The 20,853-nt window shown below is 71.9% G+C and carries 21 protein-coding genes; 9 read left to right on the forward strand and 12 right to left on the reverse strand.

From position 1 onward, the window contains the following. Window positions 1-44: 44 nt before the first annotated feature. The 12 genes from ACOOHC_RS17310 to ACOOHC_RS17365 form a co-directional block, all read right to left on the reverse strand. Window positions 45-734 carry a response regulator transcription factor gene (locus ACOOHC_RS17310; RefSeq protein ID WP_420451641.1) on the reverse strand — a complete coding sequence of 230 codons (690 nt, stop codon included), beginning with the start codon at window positions 732-734 and terminating at the stop codon, window positions 45-47. An 84-nt stretch (window positions 735-818) separates the two neighbouring features. Then, a complete protein-coding gene (gene pdxH / locus ACOOHC_RS17315; RefSeq protein ID WP_420451642.1) occupies window positions 819-1,493 on the reverse strand; it encodes a pyridoxamine 5'-phosphate oxidase in 675 nt (224 codons plus the stop codon). 45 nt (window positions 1,494-1,538) lie between these two features. Next, window positions 1,539-2,846: a serine--tRNA ligase gene (serS, locus tag ACOOHC_RS17320; RefSeq protein WP_420451643.1), complete on the reverse strand. Its 1,308-nt coding sequence runs from the start codon at window positions 2,844-2,846 to the stop codon at window positions 1,539-1,541. Between the two features lie 115 nt (window positions 2,847-2,961). Further along, window positions 2,962-3,894 (reverse strand): cytochrome c oxidase assembly protein, encoded by a 933-nt coding sequence (locus ACOOHC_RS17325; protein ID WP_420451644.1) that lies wholly within the window; start codon window positions 3,892-3,894, stop codon window positions 2,962-2,964. Window positions 3,895-3,898: 4 nt separating this feature from the next. After that, window positions 3,899-4,348, reverse strand: a complete 450-nt coding sequence (locus ACOOHC_RS17330; protein ID WP_420451645.1) for a cytochrome C oxidase subunit IV family protein — start codon at window positions 4,346-4,348, stop codon at window positions 3,899-3,901. Between the two features lie 10 nt (window positions 4,349-4,358). Further along, a complete protein-coding gene (locus ACOOHC_RS17335; RefSeq protein WP_420451646.1) occupies window positions 4,359-5,111 on the reverse strand; it encodes a cytochrome c oxidase subunit 3 in 753 nt (250 codons plus the stop codon). Continuing rightward, window positions 5,104-7,116: a cytochrome c oxidase subunit I gene (gene ctaD / locus ACOOHC_RS17340; RefSeq protein WP_420451647.1), complete on the reverse strand. Its 2,013-nt coding sequence runs from the start codon at window positions 7,114-7,116 to the stop codon at window positions 5,104-5,106. Before ctaD ends, ACOOHC_RS17335 begins: the two co-directional genes overlap by 8 nt. Before the next feature lie 34 nt (window positions 7,117-7,150). Continuing rightward, window positions 7,151-8,386: a cytochrome c oxidase subunit II gene (coxB, locus tag ACOOHC_RS17345; RefSeq protein ID WP_420451648.1), complete on the reverse strand. Its 1,236-nt coding sequence runs from the start codon at window positions 8,384-8,386 to the stop codon at window positions 7,151-7,153. 62 nt (window positions 8,387-8,448) lie between these two features. Further along, complete coding sequence (locus tag ACOOHC_RS17350) at window positions 8,449-9,705, reverse strand: hypothetical protein (protein WP_420451649.1); 1,257 nt, start codon at window positions 9,703-9,705, stop codon at window positions 8,449-8,451. Window positions 9,706-9,718: 13 nt separating this feature from the next. Continuing rightward, window positions 9,719-10,297 carry a cytochrome c oxidase subunit 3 gene (locus ACOOHC_RS17355; RefSeq protein ID WP_420451650.1) on the reverse strand — a complete coding sequence of 193 codons (579 nt, stop codon included), beginning with the start codon at window positions 10,295-10,297 and terminating at the stop codon, window positions 9,719-9,721. Then, entirely contained in the window at window positions 10,297-11,967 is a 1,671-nt protein-coding gene (locus tag ACOOHC_RS17360) for a cbb3-type cytochrome c oxidase subunit I (RefSeq protein WP_420451651.1), read from the reverse strand. The genes ACOOHC_RS17355 and ACOOHC_RS17360 overlap by 1 nt, the downstream gene beginning before the upstream one ends. Window positions 11,968-12,196: 229 nt before the next feature. Beyond that, window positions 12,197-13,150, reverse strand: a complete 954-nt coding sequence (locus ACOOHC_RS17365; RefSeq protein WP_420451652.1) for a heme o synthase — start codon at window positions 13,148-13,150, stop codon at window positions 12,197-12,199. A 146-nt stretch (window positions 13,151-13,296) separates the two neighbouring features. On the opposite strand from ACOOHC_RS17365, the gene clpS reads away from it, so the two are divergent. The 9 genes from clpS to ACOOHC_RS17410 all read left to right on the forward strand — a co-directional run bounded on the left by clpS (window position 13,297) and on the right by ACOOHC_RS17410 (window position 20,771). After that, on the forward strand, window positions 13,297-13,593 hold the full coding sequence (gene clpS, locus ACOOHC_RS17370; protein WP_420451653.1) for an ATP-dependent Clp protease adapter ClpS: 297 nt from the start codon (window positions 13,297-13,299) through the stop codon (window positions 13,591-13,593). Next, window positions 13,590-14,096: a DUF2017 family protein gene (locus ACOOHC_RS17375; RefSeq protein WP_420451654.1), complete on the forward strand. Its 507-nt coding sequence runs from the start codon at window positions 13,590-13,592 to the stop codon at window positions 14,094-14,096. Before clpS ends, ACOOHC_RS17375 begins: the two co-directional genes overlap by 4 nt. Window positions 14,097-14,313: 217 nt before the next feature. Next, window positions 14,314-14,913, forward strand: coding sequence for a prepilin peptidase (locus ACOOHC_RS17380; RefSeq protein WP_420451655.1), 600 nt, complete (start codon window positions 14,314-14,316; stop codon window positions 14,911-14,913). 62 nt (window positions 14,914-14,975) lie between these two features. Continuing rightward, a complete protein-coding gene (locus ACOOHC_RS17385) occupies window positions 14,976-16,166 on the forward strand; it encodes a prepilin peptidase (protein WP_420451656.1) in 1,191 nt (396 codons plus the stop codon). A 73-nt stretch (window positions 16,167-16,239) separates the two neighbouring features. Then, window positions 16,240-16,926, forward strand: coding sequence for a hypothetical protein (locus ACOOHC_RS17390; RefSeq protein WP_420451657.1), 687 nt, complete (start codon window positions 16,240-16,242; stop codon window positions 16,924-16,926). Further along, window positions 16,923-17,693 (forward strand): hypothetical protein, encoded by a 771-nt coding sequence (locus tag ACOOHC_RS17395; RefSeq protein ID WP_420451658.1) that lies wholly within the window; start codon window positions 16,923-16,925, stop codon window positions 17,691-17,693. Before ACOOHC_RS17390 ends, ACOOHC_RS17395 begins: the two co-directional genes overlap by 4 nt. Then, window positions 17,690-19,027: an ATPase, T2SS/T4P/T4SS family gene (locus tag ACOOHC_RS17400; RefSeq protein WP_420451659.1), complete on the forward strand. Its 1,338-nt coding sequence runs from the start codon at window positions 17,690-17,692 to the stop codon at window positions 19,025-19,027. The genes ACOOHC_RS17395 and ACOOHC_RS17400 overlap by 4 nt, the downstream gene beginning before the upstream one ends. Next, complete coding sequence (locus ACOOHC_RS17405; protein WP_420451660.1) at window positions 19,027-19,884, forward strand: type II secretion system F family protein; 858 nt, start codon at window positions 19,027-19,029, stop codon at window positions 19,882-19,884. Before ACOOHC_RS17400 ends, ACOOHC_RS17405 begins: the two co-directional genes overlap by 1 nt. After that, the gene (locus tag ACOOHC_RS17410; RefSeq protein ID WP_420451661.1) at window positions 19,881-20,771 is read left to right on the forward strand and encodes a hypothetical protein; all 891 of its coding nucleotides are present in this window, start codon (window positions 19,881-19,883) and stop codon (window positions 20,769-20,771) included. Before ACOOHC_RS17405 ends, ACOOHC_RS17410 begins: the two co-directional genes overlap by 4 nt. Window positions 20,772-20,853: the final 82 nt, after the last annotated feature.

The raw sequence follows: 20,853 nt of genomic DNA on the forward strand, positions 1-20,853 counted from the left end.
CCGTCGTCGCGCCGTCGACGGCAGCTGCGGCGGGGCGGCGCCCGTCACGGCTCGAACCGGTACCCGACGCCCCACACGGTGGTGATCCACCGGGGGTGCTCGGGGTCGGCTTCGATCTTGTTCCGGATGCGACGCACGTGGACGGTCACGGTGGCCGGGTCCTGCCAGTCGGGCGACGACATCCACACCTGCTCGAGCAGCTGCGCGCGCGAGAAGACCTGCCGTGGCGAGGCGGCGAGGAACGCCAGCACGTCGAACTCCTTCGGCGTGAGCTCGACCACCCGGTCGCCGAGGACGACCTCGCGAGCGAGCGGATCGATGACGAGGCCGTCGAACTCGAGCCGCTGGGGCGAGGCGGCGGCACGCCCGACCGTGCGCCGCAGCACCCCGTTGACGCGCGCCGCGAGCTCGCGCGGCGAGAACGGCTTGACCACGTAGTCGTCGGCACCGAGCTCGAGGCCCGACACCCGGTCGGTCTCCTCGGCGCGCGCCGTCAGCATGATCACCGGGATGTCGCTCGTCGAGCGGACGCGACGCAGGATGTCGAGGCCGTTGACCCCCGGGAGCATCATGTCGAGAACGACGAGGTCGGGGGGCTCGGACTCGAGCAGCGCGAGCGCGGTGGTCCCGTCGGCGGCCTCGGCGACCTCGTGGCCGTCACGGCGCAGGTACCCGGCCACCACCTCGCGGACCGTGGGCTCGTCGTCCACCACCAGCACCTTGGTCGCCGTCATCGCGCCAGCTTCGCCGATGGGTGGGGCACGACCAACCAGCCGGCGTCCAGTTTCCGGGATGGCTCCATCGCTCCACGATCCGCCTCACGGCGCCAACCGCTCGACGATCCAGCCGTCGCGCACCTGCCCGTCGCCGACGCGATCGTCCGGGCCGGCACGCCGGTAGCGCAGCCGGTCGTGCAGCCGCCCCGGGCGCCCCTGCCAGAACTCCCACTCGGTCGGCACCACGCGCCACCCTCCCCAGAAGCCCGGTCGGTCGACCTCGCGGCCGTCGAAGCGCTCCTCGACCTCGGCGACGCGAACCTCCAGGGTCGCTCGATCGGCGATCACCCGGCTCTGCGGGGACGCCCACGCCCCGATCTGGCTCTCGCGCGGGCGCGAACGGAAGTAGTCGTCGGACTCGGTGCCCGACATCTGCTCCACGGCGCCGCGCGCACGGACCTGGCGGTGCAGATCGAGCCAGGCGAACACCACCGATGCCGCCGGAGCCGCGTCGAGCTGGCGGCTCTTGGCTCCCTCGTAGTTCGTGTAGAACGCGAGGCCGGCCTCGTCGGCCCCGCGGCACAGCACGACCCGGGCGTCGGGCAGCCCGTCGCGTCCGACGGTCCCCAGCGTCATCGCGTTCGGCTCGGCGATCGCGGCATCCTCCGCCTGCTCGTACCACCGACGCCACTGCGCGACCGGATCGGCGTCGAGGTCGCCGACGTCGAGGCCGGCCGTCTCGTAGCGCGTCCTGCGGTCCCGGATCGAGTCGCCCACTCGCCGAGTCTCGCACGGCGGCACGGAGTCGACCGCGCCGACCGATCAGCTGGCGCGGATCGAGGTGATCCCGCGCATGTACGGGTGGAGCACCTCGGGAACCGTGACCGAGCCGTCCTCCTCGCGGAAGTTCTCGATGATCGCGGCCCACACGCGCGGCACGGCGAGCGCGGAGCCGTTGAGGGTGTGGGCGAAGTCGGACCCCTTCACCGGCGATCCGTCCGCGTCGTGGCGGCGGAAGCGGATCTGCGCCCGGCGCGCCTGGTAGTCCCCGAGCCAGCTCACCGACGACACCTCGAGCCACGCGTCCGCTCCGGGTGCGTAGACCTCGACGTCGAAGCTGCGGTGGTGGCTCTGGCCCATGTCGCCGGTGCAGATGTCGATCACCCGGTACGGCAGGCCGAGCCCCTCGATCGCCCGCCGTGCTCGCTCGACCATGTCGTCGAGCAGGCCGGGCGCCGCCTCCGGGGTCGAGTAGGCCATCAGCTCGACCTTGTCGAACTCGTGGGAGCGCAGCATCCCCCGGGTGTCGCGACCGGCCGATCCCGACTCGCGGCGGAACGACGAGCTGTGCGCCATCAACCGGATCGGGAGCGCGGTGTCGTCGAGGGTCTCGCCCGCGTACAGCGACGTGAGCGGCGCCTCGGCGGTCGGGCTCGCCCACAGGTCGTCGCGCTCGATGGCGTAGGCGTCGTCGGCGAACTTGGGGAGCTGGCCGGTGGCGGTGAGCGTCGCCGTGCTGACCAGCGACGGCGCGCGCACCTCCTCGTGGACGTCGGCGTTGAGGTCGAGGCCGTACTGGCACAGCGCTCGGGCGAGCGTCGCGCCGGCGCCGCGCTGGAGGGTGAACATCGCGCCCGAGATCTTCGCGGCTCGTCGGTTGTCGAGGATCCCCAGCTCGTCGGCGACCTCCCAGTGGGGGACGCGGCGGTGCGCCGGGAACGCGTCGGGCAGATCGACGGGACCGGTGACGATCGGGTTGTCCTCCTCGCCGGCCCCGTCGGGGGCGTCGTCGTCGGGCACGTTGGGGATCCCGAGCAGGACGTCGCGCAGCTCGGCGGACACCTCGTCGTGCTCGGTCGCGAGGCGCTTCTCGTCGGCGCCCAGCTCCCGGCTCGAGGTCTGCAGCTCCTCGGCCTCCTCGACGCGCCCGTCGCGACGCAGCCCGCCGACCTCCTTGGAGATCGAGTTCACCCGAGCGCGGATGCCGTCGCGCTCGCGCCCGATGTCGAGCAGGCGTGCGTCGAGGCCGGCTGCCCGGTCGAGGTCGTCGAGCAGCTCCGGGCGGTGGCGGCGCGACATCGCGGCCTTGACGCCGTCGAGGTCGGAGCGCAGCAGCCGTTGATCGATCACGAGCAGCGAGGCTACTGCGCGGCTCCAGCGGCCGGTCCGGTGGTTCGCCGGTCGGTTCCGTCGCTGCGTCCTCACCGCTCCCGTGCGGCGAGACGAGCAGCCGCGAGCGATGCGATCAGTCGCCGGTGCGGGCGCGGCTCGACGCGAACGCCTTCTCGACGTCCTCGGTCGTCAGCGGGGCGTCGCTGGAGCCGACGATCTCCGCGTCGGGGATCGACGTGCCGGGCGAGCGCCGGTAGTCGTGCTCGCTCGCGTAGTCGTGGGCGAAGCGGCGGAAGAAGATGAACACCACGATCGACCACAGGAAGATCCCGCCGCCGGTCTTCATGATCGCGCCGGCGAGCTGCTGGTCGACCGTGACGCTCCACCCGAACACGCGGACCGGGATGTCGTAGCTCTTGTACACCACGCCCTCGGCGAAGGTCAGCCAGGCGGCCGGCACCGTCGGCACGACCGACTGCAGGAACAGGTAGATGCACTTGCCGAGCGGGCCGATCCGCAGCTCCGGCAGCGGCCCGACGACCGGCATCCACATCAGCAGCGAGAGCAGCACGACGGCCACGTGGACCGTGTAGTGCAGCGGGCCGGAGTCGACCGAGGCCGACACGATCTGGGGGACGTGGGTGACGATCACCACGAGGTTGAACAGCACCCCGGCGATCACCGGCTTGGCGAGGAAGCCGACCACGTCGCGCAGGCGACCCTCGCCGATCAGCACGCGCATCAGCCACGTCGGCGTCGCGAGCAGCGCCAGCGGCGGCAGGAAGTAGCTGAGCATCATGTGCTGCAGCATGTGCGCCGAGTACAGGTACTGCTCGCCGATGTCGTGCATCGGCCAGTCGGACGCGACCCACAGCATCCCCATCGCCGCGGCGAACGCGATCTTGTTCGCCCGAGTCACCGCCGGCGTGCCCTCCGGCACCGCCCGCGGTCCGATCACGCGGACCATGTACACGTAGGCGCCGATGAGGAACGCGACCAGCGCCCAGACCTCCGGGTGCCAGCGGAACGCCCACGGGGCGGCGTCGGCGGCGACCTGGGCGATCATCGGCTCAGGAATCGAAGAAGCGGAACGTCAGCAGGGCGGCGCAGTACACGAACACCGCCAGGATCAGCCCGGTGTAGAAGAGGCGCTTGAAGAGCTTGTTGTCGAACTTCAGGTGCATGAAGTACAGCACCACCGTCAGGAACTTCACCGCCATCATGATCAGCAGCAGCGGGATGAACACCGGGCCGAGGTCGATGTAGCTGGCGGCGACCTCGGCGGCCGTGATCACCGCGAGGATCAGCGCGATGACGATGTAGCGGTTGTCGGAGAGGTGCTCGGCCTCGTCGTCGTGCTGACCGGTCCGGTGGCCCGAGTCGCGGTCGCTCGACGTCTGACCGACGGTGCGCGACTCGCCGCCCGCGGCCGTCGCGTCCCCGGTGGGGGTCGCGTCACCCGCCGGATCCGTGGACGGATCGGTGGTCGTCGTGTCGGTGGTGGTGGCGTCGGTGCTCATCGGGTCTCCGTCAGGCCGGGATCAGGTACACGAGGGTGAAGATGATGATCCACACGACGTCGACGAAGTGCCAGTAGAGGCCGATCATCTCGACGGTCTCGGCCTTGTCGCCGGCGATGCGGCCCTTGGCGACCATCCCGGTCAGCGCGATCAGCATGACGATGCCGACCGACACGTGGACCCCGTGGAACCCGGTCAGGGTGTAGAAGCTCGACGCGAACAGGCTCTCGGTGTAGCCGAGGCCCTCGCGGTAGAACGTGGTGAACTCGTACACCTGCCCGGCGACGAACAACCCGCCGAGGGTGGCGGTGACGAGCAGCCACAGCTTGGTGTTGCGATCGTCCTTGCGGTTCGCGGCGGACACGGCGAGCACCATCGTGAGCGATGACATCAGCAGCACGAAGCTCGACGCCGAGGTGAACGGGATGTCCCAGAGCTGGTCGGGGCCGACGTCGTTGCTGTGCCGGTTGCGATACAGCATGTAGGTCGAGATCAGCCCGCCGAACAGGAGGCACTCCGAGCCCAGGAACAGCCACATCGCCAGCTTGGTGTTGGAGAGCCCCAGCGAGGTGTGGTGTCCGCCACCGGGGTGGCCCTCGACCTCCTCGATCGGGGTGTGACCGTGCTCGGCGCGGGCCTCGTCGTGGGTGTGATCGTCGCGGAGGTGGTCCTCGATGATCTCGACACCCTCGCGGACCGTGTCGGAGACGACGTCGTCCTTCTCCCCCGGCCGGGTGTCGGTGTCGTCCCGGGTGTCAGACATTGGCCAGCTCCTTGCTGGTCTCGTCGTTCGTGGGCGGGTCGAAGTCGGACGGATCGGCGTCCGCCGGCTCGAGCGCCCAGCCGAACATCGCGGCGATCGCGACGGCGCCGCCGATCGCGATCAGCCAGGTCGAGTAGATCACGCCGTAGGACATGATCGGCAGGGCGAACGCGAGCACGATCGGCCAGTACGAGGGCGCCGGCAGGTGGATGTGCTCGTCGCCGGCGGCCTCCTCGGCCAGCACGATCTCCTCGAGCGACGACCGTCGGACGTAGTCGTGGTTCCCGTCCTCGCCGATGTCCTCGTACTTGCGGTGGAACACCTCGTCGAGGGAGTGGACCGTGGGAGTGCGGTCGAAGTTGTGCGGCTTCGGGGGGTTGGTGGTCATCCACTCGAGCGAGCGCGCGTCCCACGGGTCGAGCGGGGCGGGCGGGCTCTTGATGCTCATGAACGCGTTGATGAAGAACAGCAGAACGCCGATGATCAGGATCCCGGTGCCGATGGTCGCGATCAGGTTCCAGAAGCCGAGGTTGAAGAACCCCTCGCCGGCCCGGTTCTCCGTCCACTGGTACATGCGGCGGGGCTGGCCCTGCAGACCGATGATGTGCATCGGTCCGAACGCCATGTTCATCCCGACGATCATCGTCCAGAAGTTCCACTTGCCGAGGGTCTCGTTCAGCATCTTGCCGAACACCTTCGGCCACCAGTAGTACATCCCGGAGAAGAGCCCGAGCACGGCGCCGCCGAAGATCACGTAGTGGAAGTGGGCGACGATGTAGTACGTGTCGGTCTGCTGGGTGTCGGACGGGGCGACCGAGTGGGTGACGCCCGAGAGGCCGCCGATCGTGAACTCCACGATCAGGCCGATCGCGAACAGCATCGCGGTGGTGAACTTCAGCTTGCCGCCCCACATGGTCAGCGTCCAGTTGATGATCTTCACCCCGGTCGGCACCGCGATCGCCATCGTCGCGACCGAGAACACCGCCACCGAGATGGGGCCGAGACCGGAGGCGAACATGTGGTGGGCCCACACGCCCCAGCCGACGAAGCCGATGGCGGCGCCGGAGAAGACGACGAAGGGGTAGCCGAACAGCGGCTTCTTGGAGAAGACCGGGAGCACCTCGGAGATGATGCCGAAGCTCGGCAGCACGAGGATGTACACCTCGGGGTGCCCGAAGATCCAGAACAGGTGCTGCCACAGGAGCGGGTCGGCGCCCTCCTCGACGGAGAAGAACGTCGCCCCGTACTGGCGCTGGAACATCAGCAGGAAGAGCGCCACGGTGATCACGGGGATCGCGAAGAGCAGCAGGAACTGCACGACGAACGCCATCCAGGTGAAGATCGGCATGCGCATCAGCGACATCCCCGGGGCGCGCATGTTGAGCACGGTCACGATCAGGTTGATCGCGCCGACCAGCGACGCGATGCCGGTGATCTGCAGCCCGAGCACCCAGAAGTCGACGCCGTCACCGGGCGAGAACGGGGTGTCGGAGTTCGGGGCGTACATGAACCAGCCGCCGTCGGCGCCTCCGCCGAGCAGCCACGACGAGGAGATGAACAGCCCACCGAACAGGAAGACCCAGAACGACAGGGCGTTCAGGCGCGGGAACGCGACGTCGCGCGCTCCGATCTGCAGCGGGATGAAGTAGTTGGCGAACGCCGCCGCCATCGGCATCACGAACAGGAACACCATCGTGGTGGCGTGCATCGTGAACATCTGGTTGTACTTGTCGGCGGAGAGGATCGTCCCCTCCGGCTGCGCGAGCTGGAGGCGGATCAGGCCCGCCTCGAGACCGCCCATCACGAAGAACGCCATCGCCGTGACGCCGTACATGATGCCGATCTTCTTGTGGTCGACGGAGAAGGCCCACGACCTCCACCCCGTGGTCTCGACGGGGCGGCGCAGGTAGCCGAACGACGAGGTCGCGGTGACCGCGTCGCCGCGACCACGCTCGTCGTCGACGACGATCGTCGTGTCGGTGTCGGGCCGTTCGATGATGGCCATGGCTATCGGTCTCCCCTCCGGGGCATCCGGAACCTCACTTGCGCTCGAGCAGGTAGGCGATCAGCTGGTCGATCTGGTCCTCGCTGAGGGCCAGGTAGGGCATGCCGCGGTACAGCCCGTCGGTCTGCTCGAGCTGCTCGGGATCGGCGTACATCGGCTTCTTCGCGGGGGCGTTGCGCAGCCACTCGCGCAGGTCGACCTCGTTGAGGCAGTCCTCGCTCACGCCCTGCAGGTAGAGCTCGCCGAAGTCCTCCGGCTCCGCTTCCCACACCCGCTCGCGGCAGCCCACGACGCCCTCGCGGCCCGACTCGCTGAGCAGGTCCCACGAGGCACCGGCGAACGTGTTGCGGGTCATCAGGTTGGTCAGGTTCGGCGCCGCGCCGGGGTACACCTGCTGGTCGGGGCGGGACACGACGGGGTTGCCGTCGGCGTCGAGCAGCCCGTCGACCTGGTGGCACCGCGAGCAGTTGGCGATGAACGACGTCTCGCCCTCGGCGGCGAGCGAGTCGGCCTCGGGGGCCTCGTACTCGGCGAGCTGGTTCGCCTTCCACGTCTCGAAGTCGCCGCCGTCGAGCGAGACGACCTCCATGCGCATGTTCGCGTGGCTGAGGCCGCAGAACTCCGCGCACTGGCCGGCGTAGATGCCCGGCTCGTAGGCCTGCATGCGCAGCGTGTGGATGCGTCCGGGGACCATGTCGCGCTTGCCGTTGAGGCGCGGGATCCAGAACGAGTGGATGACGTCGCGGCTGGTGCCGCGGATGAGCACGTTGGTCTCGGCGGGGATGACCATCTGACCGGAGGTCACGATCGGCGTCTCGATGCCGCCGCACCCGTCCTGTACGGGGTAGTCGAACTCCCACCACCACTGCTGGCCGGTGACGTTGACGATGCACTCCGTGTCCTCGGTGTCGTTCAGCGCCATCAGCGTGCCGACCGTGGGGATCGCGACGCCGACGAGGATCAGCGCGGGGAGGATCGTGAGCCCGATCTCGAGGATCGGCTTGCCGTGGGTCTGCTCGGGGATCGGCTGGCCGCGATCGCGGTAGCGGATGACCACCCAGGTGATGACGGCGGCGACGATGATCCCGACGAGACCCGCGATCGCGAACACCGGGACCGCGAGGTCGTCGATGATCTCCGCGTTCTCGCCGGCGGGCTGGAACGTGTCCTGCGGGGCGTCGCGGGCGCACCCGGCGAGGAGCAGCGCGAAGCCCGCCCCGGCCACCGCCGCGACCCGACGTGAGCGAGTCCTGACGGTCGGTGGGGTCACGTCGGTCACGGTAGTCGCCGCCCCGGAGTCGCGCATTCTCGTTCCTTCGTGATCGCGGTGTCTCACGGCACCCGCACCTCGAGCGTCGCCGAGTCGACGCCCGGGACGAAGAACCAGTAGCCCGGACCGTCGCCGTTCGGGTTGTCGTCGGCGAAGTCCGCGCTCGGCTGGTCGACGACGATGGTCAGCAGCTGGGCGCCGCCCTCCTCGATGAGCGTCGTGCAGAGCTGATCGCGGTACTCGAGCTCGGTCGACTCGCCGCCGTCCTCGGCCTCCACCTCGGTGGTGGTCGTGCCGAGGTCGAGCGAGAGGCGGGCGTGCTCGGAGTACTCGTTGCGGAAGATGATGTTCGTCGCGTTCGACCGCTGCAGCGTCAGCGCCGTGTCGGCGTCGGGGACCGGGCCGGGCAGGTCGTACGACAGGGTGCCCTCGGAGGTCAGGACGATCTCGATCGAGTTCGACTTGAGCCCCACCGTCTGGCTGACGTCCTCGTCGGCCTCGGGGAACTCCTCGGGGCTCTCGCAGATCGGCTCCGCCGGGTGCTCGCCCTCCTCGGCTCCCTCCGCGTACTCCTCGGGGTGCAGGTTCGCCTCCTCCTGCCAGATCGCGGTCGTCTCGAACTCGGGGATGGTCCGCTCCCCGTCGAGGCCGGCGGCGGCGCCGGCGGCGACCACGAGCACGGCGCCGATGGCCAGCACCCCGCCCATCGCCCCGGTCTTGACCGAGGGGCGCAGGGCGAAGCCGAACGCGACGATCAGCACGATCAGCGCGAGCACCGAGAACGCGATCACGGTGTTCGTCTTCGACAGCCACAGCATCACCCGGCTGAACGCGTAGACGACGATGCCGATCGCCACCGCTCCGCCGACCGGGTACTCGAACGGGTTCGACAGCCGGCTGCGGACCTCGGCGTTGCGCTCGACGCTGCCGGAGGCGCCTTCCGACCAGGCCTGGACGGCCCACTCGGCGCCGGCGGCGAACACCACCACGAGGCCGATGACGACGATCGGCTGGTACGAGACCAGCCCGACGACCACCACGACGGCGCCGAACGCCAGCGCCAGCGGCCAGACGCTCGCGGAGGGGGCGCGCTGCGCCGCCGCGCTCGACTCGACGAGCGAGGCGGGCGAGTCGTCGTCGACGAAGACGTTCGAGTCGCGCAGGACCAGGTCGAGCACGGCGAGGCCGGCGAGCACGACGGCGGCCGAGGCCAGCCCGACCGTGCCCATCACGCCGTCCTGGGAGATGCCGTAGACGACCGCCGCGACCGTCGCGAGGACGGCGGCGCCGATGAGGAACTTGGAACCGGTGGTGATCATCAGCGGGGGGAGCTCACTTGGTGACGTAGACGACGAACCAGATCGCGCTGAACGCGACGGTGAGGGCGTACCAGTAGATGGCGTGGGCGACGAGCAGCTCACGGTCGCGGGTGCGCCCGGCGAGGTAGCGGAACAAGGTCACGACGGTCATCAGCAGGCCGGCGATCATCAGCGCGAAGAACGTGCCCGTGATCGCGAAGAACATCGAGCCGTACTCACCCTCGAAGACGCCGATCTCCATCTGCGACCACACGAACGCCTGCGCGTTGAGGACGAGGAGCGCGACGAAGCCCGTGACCGCGAGGGCGAACACCGTGTTCGCCCGATCGTCGCGCGCCGCCGACCAGATCGCCCACTGGGCGAACGAGCACAAGGCGGCGAACGCGATCAGCATCACGTTGGTCGGGACCTCGGGGATGGTCACCGAGCTCGGCAGCCACGGCTCGCCGGTGGCGATCATCGCCGAGCGCTTGACCGCCCACACGGCGAGCATCCCGCCGATCAGCATCAAGGTGGCGGCGGCGCCGACCGACGCGGCGACGATCGTCTGGTTGCGGGGGGCCGGTGCGGGGCCGGGGGTCAGGGCATGCATCAGCTCGCGCTCCCTGCGGTGGCGGGTTCGTTGGCGGTCTTGCGGTCGAGGATCGGCTCGGCCGAGGTGACCGTCGGCGTGTCGACGTAGTTGTCGGCGGGGGCGGGCGAGGTGGTCGCCCACTCCAGCGTGTGGCCGTCGATCGGGTCGTCGCCGGCGGGATCCGCACGGCGGACGGTCGACGCGAGCAGGCCGATGAAGCCGAGCAGGGCCAGCGCCATCAGCACGTGCCCGACGAGGACGAGGATGTTCCACAGGCCGAGGCCGCCGTCGGTCGAGGACAGCCCGGCCTCCTGGTCGAGGAACCCGGCGACGTAGAGCGGGAGGCTGGCGAGCACGGTGCCGCCGACGCCGACGAGGGCGAGCGGGGCGGCCGCCTTCATCTCGATCGACGGGCCCCACAGCTTGGGCGACCAGCGGGCGATGCCACCGAGCACGGCGAGCGCCGTGCCGTAGGTGACGTACACGAGCGAACCCTCGGAGAACACGGTGCCGATCAGGCCGAGGTCGACGATCGGCTCGATCGCCGCGCCGAGCATCCCGACGTGGACCATGCCGACGCCGAAGAGCGCGAACGGGAGGGCGCCGGTGATCCGGGGCCGGATCGTCTCCCCGTCGTCGTCCTTGCGCGGCTTGGCGACGAACGCGATCGTCGCCAGCAGGATCGTGACCCCGAGGATCGGCAGGAGGTGGAAGATCGCCCACGGGAGCAGGTCGCCGATCTTCGTGGCGATGTCGTCGCCGCCGCCGATGTAGAGGTTCGAGCCGTTCCACGGGACGGCGAACCGCTCCTGCTGGGTGACCCCGGCGAGGGCCCCGACGCCGACGAGCGCGATCCCCGCGAACACGGCCCCGCGCAGCGGGGTGCGCGTGCGGAAGGTGGTCGGCACCACGTCGGCGAGGACCCCGACGGCGGGGATCGCGACGAGGAAGGTGGTCGGCTGGGTGAAGATCCACCCGGCCCAGCGGGCGACGCCCTCGTTGCCCCCGAACGCCGTCCGCGCCCCGCTGCGGTGGTCGACGAAGAGGTAGATGACGGTGCCGAGCAGGACCGGCATGACGAGCACGAGGGCGAGCCCGAACACGAGCGACGACCAGGCGAACGCGGGGACGCGCCGCATCGTCATCCCGGGGGCCCGGGTGGTCAGCACGCTGGTGATCAGCGAGGCGCCGATGGCGGTGAAGCCGAGCGCCATCAGCCCGAGCGAGGCGAGGGACAGGTCGACCATGTCGGCGTCGCCGCCGCCGGGGCCGCCGTTGTTGGCGAGGGCGATGACCGACAGGACGAACCCGCCGAACCACATGTAGGCCCCGGTCGCCGTGAGGCGGGGCAGGGCCAGCGCCCGGGCTCCGAGCTGGAGCGGGGTGACGGCGACGGCGAGGCCCGCGGCGAGCGGGAGCGCCGTGCCGAACACGAGGCCGATCTGGTGGGCGCCGAGGAGCTGGGCCCACGCGCCGCGGTCGAAGGTCGCTCCGTCGGTGTCGACGCGCTCGATCGCGATGACCACGTTGACCAGGACGGTCAGCAGGGAGGTGAGCAGCCCGGCCCCGAGGAGGAGCCGTCCCGTCTTCTTGTGATCGGTGGTGGTCAGCCAGTCGACGTCGGTCGCGAGGAGCCGGCCGACGCGGGACTCGCCCGTGGCGGCGGGGCTGGGGTCGATGGTGGTCATGCGGTGTCGGGACTCACTTGGCTGGGTCGTCTGATGAGGTCGAACGGGAGCCGGCGCACGGGTGCGCCGACGTGCCCGGGCACGACGGCTGCGAGACTACTTGCCGCGTCCCGCTTCACCCGAAATCACCCGGCATTTCGCGACCCCGACGTGCCGCGCGCCACGACACGAGCGAACGAGTCGGCGCGGCGCCGGTCGGAGCGTGGGTTCGGCGAGGTGTCGGCCCGGCTCAGCTCACGCCGTGCTCGACGAACACGTCGAGCATCATCGCGCCGAACAGCAGGGTGACGTAGGTGATCGAGTAGCCGAAGAGCCGCATGCTGGCCGCGGCGGACGGGTGGCGCCCGAGGGCGACGGTGCCGACGACGAAGATCGCGCCGAGCACGACGGCGGCGGCGCCGTAGATCCACCCGAGGTCGGCCACCGGCCACAGCACGAGGGTGCTCGCCACGAGCGCCACGGTGTACGCGATCATCTGGCGCACGACCTCGGCCATCGGCGCGACCGCCGGGAGCATCGGCACGTCGGCGGCGTTGTAGTCGTCGGCGTACTTGACCGCGAGCGCCCAGAAGTGGGGCGGGGTCCACAGGAACATCGCGACGAACAGCACGATCGGCGTCCAGCCGAGCGAATCCTGCACCGCCGCCCACCCGACGAGGACCGGGACGGCTCCGGCGGCTCCGCCCACGACGATGTTCTGCCGGCTGGTCCGCTTGAGCCACAGGGTGTAGACGCCGACGTAGAACGCCGCCGCGGCGAGCGCGAGCACCGCCGAGAGCAGGTTCGCGCCCGCCCACAGCACCGCGAACGCGGCGACCTCGAGCGCGACCGCGAACACGAGGGCGTCGCGCGGCGACATCAGCCCGACCACGAGGGGCCGGTTGCGGGTCCGCTCCATGAGCGCGTCGATGTCGCGGTCGACGTACATGTTGATCGCGTTCGCGCCGCCGGCGGAGAGGGTCCCGCCGATCAGGGTGATCACGACGAGCCGGGTCGAGGGCCAGCCCTGCTGGGCGAGGACCATCGTGGGGATCGTGGTGATCAGCAGCAGCTCGATGATCCGCGGCTTGGTCAGCGCGACGTAGCCGCCGATCACCGTCGTCGGGGTGCGCCGGCTCGCGTGCGCCACGCCCGCGCCCGGCGCCAGGCGCGACGGGACGAGGGGGCGGGAGCCGACAGCCATGCGCTCGCATCGTACGGCCCGCTCGACGATGCCGCCCAACGCGTCGGTCACCTTCCGCCCCTCGCCGCACCTCGTGCGCGGCCGGGCCCGACGGCGGGTCGCACCGGCGGGTCGCCGCCGCGCCGAGGTCGCCTACGATGGCGTCGATGCCCACCACCCTGGAGCCGGTCGAGGTCGCCGAACCCGATCTCGCCGACGACCCCGTCGCCGACCGGCCGTGGATCGTGCTCGTGTGGAACGACCCGATCAACCTCATGAGCTACGTGACGCTGGTCTTCCAGAAGCTGTTCGGGTACTCCCTCGAGAAGGCGACCGAGCTGATGCTCGACGTCCACGAGAAGGGCCGTGCCGTCGTCGCGTCGGGGACGCGCGAGGAGGCCGAGATGCACGTGTTCCGCCTCCACGAGCACAGCCTGTGGGCGACGATGGAACACGACGGGTGACGCGCCGCTTCAAGCCGCCGATCTACGCGTCGACGCGGCGCGGGGTGACGACGTGGACGCTCAACCTCGGCGACGACGAGCGTGCCGTGGTGTCTCGGCTGCTCGCGGAGCTGCGCGAGCTGGTCGACGAGGCGGACGCCGAGTCGGAGTCCCCGCTGCTGCGCCGGCTGTTCCCCCCGGCCTACACCGACCACGACGAGCACGAGGCCGAGTACCAGCGCCTGATGCGCGAGGAGCTGGTGAGCAGCCGGCTGGCGGGGATCGACGCGATCGACCGGCACCTCGGCGCCGACGCGGGCGACCAGCTCGACGAGGGCGAGGTCGTCGCGCTGATGCAGTCGCTCAACGCGGTGCGCGTCGTGCTCGGCACGATGCTCGACGTCGGCGAGGACGACGACGACGTGGGCGAGCCCGGTGACGAGCACGAGCCGGAGCGCCAGCTCTACGGCTACCTGAGCTGGCTGGTCGACTGGACCGTCCGCTCGCTGCAGTCGACGACGTAGCGACCCCGGCGCCGCCCCGACACGACGCTTCCGGTTCGGCCGACCGCCGACCCACTGGGTCGGTGTGCAGAGAGGCGAACCCGATCCCGATCCGCACGGAGTCGGCGAGCCCGGTGCGCGGCGTCGGCCGAATCCCACCGATGGCGTTCCTCGACCGCGCAGCGGAGCGGTCGAGCGCGCGCTAACTTCGCGCGCTCACACCCGGAGGTCCACGCACATGGCGGACGTGCACTCGACGGGGGCGGGCGGTCGCCCTCGTGCAACCAACTTCACGCGCGCACACGCAGCGCTGGTCGCGATCGTCGCGACGGTGCTCGTGCTGACGTCGTCGACGGCGGGCGTCGTGGCGACGTTGCGCGTCGCGCTGGTGGGGTTGGCGCTGGTCGCCGCCGTGGTCGACCTGCGCACCGGCCGGATCCCCGACGCGCTGAACGCGACGTGCGCGACCTGCGTCGTCGCGGCGATCCCGGCCGTGGCCGCCTCCCACCGGAGCGCGCTCGGCGAGACCGCGGTCGACGCCGTCGCCGGTGCCGCCCTCGGGGGCGCACCGGTCGCCCTCGCCCTGTGGATCATCCGACCCGACGCGCTGGGAGGTGGCGACTGGAAGCTGCTCGGATGCGTCGGCGCCGGTCTCGGCCTGGTCGCCCCCGTCACCGCCCTGGTGATGATCGCCGTCGCTGCCGCCGCCCACGTGGCGGGCTCGCTCGTCGGCGGTCGCGGGCCCGCCCCGTTCGCCCCCGGGGTGGCGGTGGGCACGATCGCCGCCGTCGCGACGTCACCGTACGTGCCGTCCCACTCGGCGGGGTGGCCGTCGTGACGCTCGTGGACCCGGTCCGTCGCGACGATCCCGCGACCGCACCGCGTCCGACCGCCGACCCGGTGGGACCGCAGGGCGCGACCCGCCCGATGACGCTGCGCTCCGCCTGGCACGCAGGGTCGACGCACGGGCCGGCGTTCGGCCGGTCACGTGCACGTTCCACCGTCGAGCTGGCGACGGCCGACCGCCTCGCCGCCGGGGCGGGTGCGGTCGCCACGCTGACCCGGATCCCCGATCGACCCGAGGCCGTCGCCGCCGCCACGCTCGGGACCCTCGCGCTGGCGTGCATCCCCGCCGTGGTCGCGTCGGGCGCGGGGTCGGATCGGGCCTCGATCGCCGCCGTCGCCCTCCGGGCGATCGCCACGCTCGTGGTCGTCACGCCGCTCGTCGTCACGACCGAGCGCCGGGTGCGGCTCGCACGCCGCTGGGGGCCCGGCGAGGCCGGCTCCCTCGTCGTCGCCGACGTCGCGAGCGCCCGCCCCGGGCGGGGTGAGGCGTCGCGCCTGCTGCGGTCCCTCACGTCGATGGCCGACCAGGAGGGTGCGCGCCTGGTCCTGCAGGTCGCGACCGCCGACGCCCGCGCCCGCCGGCTCTACGCTCGGGCCGGGTTCGTCGAGGTCCCGACCCCGTCGTCTCCGTGGCGCACCACCATGGCGCGCCCCGCGCACGGCACGCGGGGTCCGACACCGGGCGTGAGGGACGCGCCGGGGGCGCGGCGGGCAGCGGTGCTCGTCATCGGTGCCGGGACCGTCGCGGCCGGCGCTGCCGTCGCGTTCGCCGCGTCCGCCGCCGGCCCGTCGGCGATGGTCCTCGTCGGGTCGTCGCTCGCCTTCCTCGCGCACGGAGCGACCGTCGACCGCGCGACGCTGCGGATCCCGAACTCCGCCGTCGCCGGAGCCCTCGTCGCCGCCGTCGCGGCTCGGTCCGAGATCGGTTCGGCCTGGGTCTGCCTCGCCGGTGCCCTGGTCGCATCGGCCCCGTCGCTCGTCGTCCACCTCGCGCAGCCGCGAGCGATGGGGTTCGGCGACGTCAAGTTCTCGATCGCGGCCGGTGCCCTCGTCGGTGTGGTGTGGTGGCCGGCGGCCGTCGTCGTGCCGCTCATCTCCCTCGTGCTCTGCGTCGCCCGGAGGCGGGATCGGAACGGGCCGCTGCCGTTCGGGCCCCTCATCCACGTCGCGACCCTCGTCGCGCTCGCCGTCGCCTCCGCCGCCGTCTCGACCTCCGCCGTCGCCATCGAGGTCGCCGCCCGATGACCGCCACGCCGCCGAGCCACGCCGACACGAGCGCGACGCCCGCCCCGGGTGCGCGCCCAGGAAGGAACCCGCGATGATCGACACGACCGACCGAGCACGCACGGCCACCCCCGCCGGCTCCACCTCGACGGGTGGACCGGGGGCGGCCACCGGACCACGACCGGTCGCGCCCAGTTCGAGGATCCGACTCGGGTGGGCGCTCGCCGCCGCCGGGCTGTTCCTGCTGACGGTCGTGCTGGTGCTGTGGGCCATCGGCTCGGCGTCCGATCGCACCCGCGTCCTCACGATCGTGCGCGCCGTCCCGGCCGGTCAGCAGGTCACCTCCGACGCCGTGGGCGTCGGCGCCGTCTCGAGCGACGACGGGTTCGGCCGCATCTACGTCGAGTCGCAGCGCGACGACGTGATCGGCTCGGTCGCGGCCGTCGATCTCGCCCCCGGCGATCTCATCGGACCGTCGGTGCTGACCGGCGCACCCGCGGCCCTCCCGGGCGAGCGCCTCGTCGGCGCCGTCCTGCGCGCCGGCCGGTACCCGATCGAGGTCCAGCGAGGCGACACCGGCGTCGCCATCACATCGGCCGACCCGAGTGCCGAGACGGCAGCCGAACCGGTCGACGTCCGGTTGGTGTCGGTGTCGATCTCCGAGACCGACGAAGCAGCGATCACGATGGCGGTCGCGTCCGCCGATGCGGACCTGGTCGCCCGGTGGGCCGGGACCGACCAGCTCGTGCTCACCGTCGTCCCGCTGGGGTCGGGGTCGTGACCGTCGTCGCGGTCGCCACCTGGCGCGGACTCGGCGCCTCGGCGTCGGCGCTGCTGCTCGCCGCCGGCGCCGCCGCGCAGGGCACCCGGTCCTGGCTCGTCGAGGCGGACCCGGCGGGCGGGGTGCTCGCCGCACGTGCCCCGTCGCTGCGGGCGGGCTCCGGTCTCGAGCAGGTCGCGTTCTCGACCACGGGGGCCGGGGCGCTCGACGACCTGGAAGGGGCGTCGCGACGGCTCGGGCAGGTGAGCGTCGTCACCGGGTCGTTCGAGCCGTTCCGCGCCTGGTCGACCGTCGCGTCGCCGCGCCTGGACTGGATCGCCGCGCTCCGTCGGCTGGAGGGCGTCGTGGTGGTCGACGTCGGATCGTTGCGGGGCGGCGCCGCGCCCACCGCGAAGGTGCTCGAGATCGCCGACGTCGTGGTGCTCGTCACCACCCCGGAGCCGGCGTCGCTCGGTGCGACGGTCGCCTGGATGGACGCGCGCGGCCGGGTCGCCCCCGGCCTCGCCGGGCTGTCCGCCGACACCTCGCGCCTGCTCGTGGTGGACGCCCCCGTCGCGGCGGGCGAGGCGTTCACCTCCTCGGTCGCCACCGAGGTGGGCGACCGCTTCGCCGGCTGGTGGCCGTGGGAGCCCAAGGTGCTGGACCACCTCCACCGGGGCGGGTCGCTGGACCACCGTGCGGTCCGCCGGTCCACCCTCCCGCGCGCGGTCGCGGCCAGCGTCGCCTCGCTGCGCGCACGGCGCAGCGGCCCCGAGGCGGCGGCATGACGCTCGACGACCGCGAGCTCGAGGTGCTCGCCCGCCGCATCCGGCGCGAGTACGGCGACCGGATGCCGCTGCGCGGTCGCGACGAGACGAACGAGGAGACCCAGGTGCGCGAGGAGCGCACGCGCCTGGTGCTCGAGCGCGACGTCCTCCCCGACGTCGCCGCCCAGCGCCGCGAACGCTCGCTCACCCCGCTGCGCGAGGTCGACGAGACAGATCTGATCGAGCGCATCGTCGCCGCGATGTTCACCGTCCCGAAGCTGATGGGCGCGCTGCGCGATCCGACGGTGACCGACATCGGCGTGTTCGGAGCGGCACCGGTGCGCGTCGAGCGGCTCGACGGCACGATCGCCGACCACCCGCCCCTCGTCGGGCGCGACCGCGACCTCGAGAAGATCATCTACGACGTGGCCGTCCAGCACGGCCGTCCGTTCAACATCGAGAACCACGAGGTGGACTTCGAGCTCGAACCGGGCGTCCGCTTCCACGGAGGCGGCTTCGATCCGGTGCAGCGGCCCTACCTCACGATCCGCCGCGCCGTCATGTTCGGCTCGTCGCTCGACGAGCTCCACGAGCGCGGCGCCGCCGACCGAGCGATCGTCGAGTTCCTCCGGGCGTCCGTCGAGTGCGGCCTGGGGATCCTGTTCGTCGGCTCGATGGGGTCCGGCAAGACGACGTGGCTGCGCGCGACGGCTGCCGAGATCGACCCGACGATGGTGATCACCACGATCGAATCGGACTTCGAGCTCAACCTGCTGCAGATGGGCAGGCACCCCTACGTCATCGCCTACCAGGAGCGCCTCCCCGCGACGATCGACTCGACGGGCTACACCCCCGCCGAGGCGATGCGGCCGGCGATGCGCACCCGCGCCGACTGGATCATCGTGGGCGAGGTGCGCGGCGGCGAGGGCGCTCCGCTCGTGCGTGCGATGCAGACCGGCCAGGGAGCGATGGGCACGGTCCACGGCGGCGACGCCGAGGACGCGCTGGAGAACCTGGTGAGCCTGATCGCATCCGAGTCCGGCCAGGACTCCCACCAGGTGAAGACCCAGGTGTACCGCTCGATCGACCTCGTCGTCGCCCTCGACGGGTCGAACAGCCAGGGACGCTGGGTGCGTGAGATCGTCGCCCCATCGGTCGAGAACGCCGGCGAGCGCTACGTGCTGCACCGGCTGTTCGGCGAGGTCGACGGCGCTCCCGACGAGCGCGCACGGGCGCTGCACGAGCCCCAGGCGCCGATGATGCGGCGCCTCGCCCGGCAGGCGTCGTGCTTCTCGGCGCGGTGGTGGTCCGACCCGACCGACACCTACCGGCCCCTCGTGCGAGGGGGCCGGTGATGCCCGCGCCCCTCGTGGCCCTGCTCGCCGCGGCGCTCGTCGCGGCCGCCGTCGGCTGCGTCGCCGTGGCGACGTCCCCGGATCGACCCGCCCCCGCCCGCCGTCCGGTCGTGTCCGCGACGGCCTCGACGCAGGGGTGGGTGCTCGCGAGCGCCGCCGCGGGCGTGCTGGTCGCGCTCCTCACCCGGTGGCCGGTCGGCGCCCTCGCGGTGGCCATCTTCGTCGCGTCGTGGCGCTGGTCGTCCGCGACGTCGGAGACCGCGGACGACCGAGCTCGCGTCGAGGCGGTGGCCCAGTGGCTCGAGGACCTGCGCGACGTCGTGCGCCGGTCGAGCGTGACGATCGAGGACGCCGTGGTCATGGTGGCCGACGACGCGACGGGGACCCTCGCGGATCCGATGGACCGCTTCGTGCTGCGACGTCGACAGGGACTCGGGCTCGCCGAGTGCCTCGCGGGGCTGGCCGACGAGATCGCCCACCCCACGGCCGACGCCGCGATCGCGGCGATCATCCTCGTGGTCGGCGGCGGCGCCGGAGGGGGCCGCGTCCACGACACCCTCGACGAGCTGTCGCGCGCCGCTCGCGACGAGATGGCCGCACGGGATCAGATCGACCGGACGCGACGCATCTACCAGCGGGCGATGCGCCGCCTCGTGGGCCTCACGTTCCTGTTCATCGCCGGGCTCACGGCCTTCGCCGGCGAGCTGATGGCGCCGTACCGCACCGTCGCGGGCCAGATCTGGCTGGTCGTGCCGTGCTCGATGTGGGCCGGCTGCCTCGTGGTGCTGCGCCGCCTCACCCGCGACGACCTCGGCACCCGCTACCGGTTGCGCCTGCCGGCGGAGGTGGGGGCGTGACCCCGACCGCCGTGGCCGCCGCGGCCGCGCTCGGCGTGGTCACGGCAGCGGCCGCCGGGTGGCGGGCGGCGAGGCGCCCGCGCCTGACCCTGCGCGATGTGCGCCACCGGACGCACCGGGGCTCGGTCGCACCATCGGGTGCCGAGGGGCCGGTGGTCGCGCGCCTCGGGTCGCTGCTCGCGAGCGGCCCGCTCGGGCGCTTCGTCGAGGACCGGGCCGGCCGGTCGGTGCACCTCCTCGGTACGACCGTCCCCGTCGTCGTCGGTCAGGTCGTCGCGGCGGCGGTGATCGCGCTGGTGGCGACGACGCTGATGTGCTCGGCGCTCGTCGCCGTCGGCGCCGTCGCTCCGTCGCCGCTGATGTCCGTCCTCGTGATCGCCGCGACCGTGCTGTTCGCGTGGCGGATCGTCGCCGACGTGCGCGCCCGGGCCGAACGCCGCCGTCGGGAGCTACGGCGCGTCGTCAACGACTTCGTCCAGCTGCTGGCCGTGGCGCTGACGACGAACCGATCGGTCGAGGACGCGATCGACTTCGCCGCCGACGCCGGCGACGGGGACGGCTTCGACCTGCTGCGCCGCACCGTGGAGACCGCTCGACCGATGGGCATCACGGTGTGGGACGCCCTCGCCGCGATGTCGCAGACCTACGACCTCCCCGAGCTGCGTGGGCTGACCACGTCGTTGCAGCGCCAGGCGGGCGTCGGGGTCTCGGTGGCGGCGACCGTGCGCACCGAGGCCGCCGCCATGCGCGCACGCCAGCTCGACGAGCTCACGGACCGAGCCGATGCCGCCAACGCGAACCTCTCGCTGCCGACGATGGGGATGGTCTTCGGGATGGTCGCCTTCCTCGCCTACCCCGTGGTCACCCAGATCACCGAGGCGTTCTGATCGATGTCGCGCACCACCCGATCCGACGCCGCCGCCCACCACCGCCACCACCCACCACCGCCACCACCGCCCACCACCACCA

The sequence above is a fragment of the Ilumatobacter sp. genome (assembly GCF_965215205.1).
Classification (GTDB): Bacteria; Actinomycetota; Acidimicrobiia; order Acidimicrobiales; family Ilumatobacteraceae; genus Ilumatobacter_A.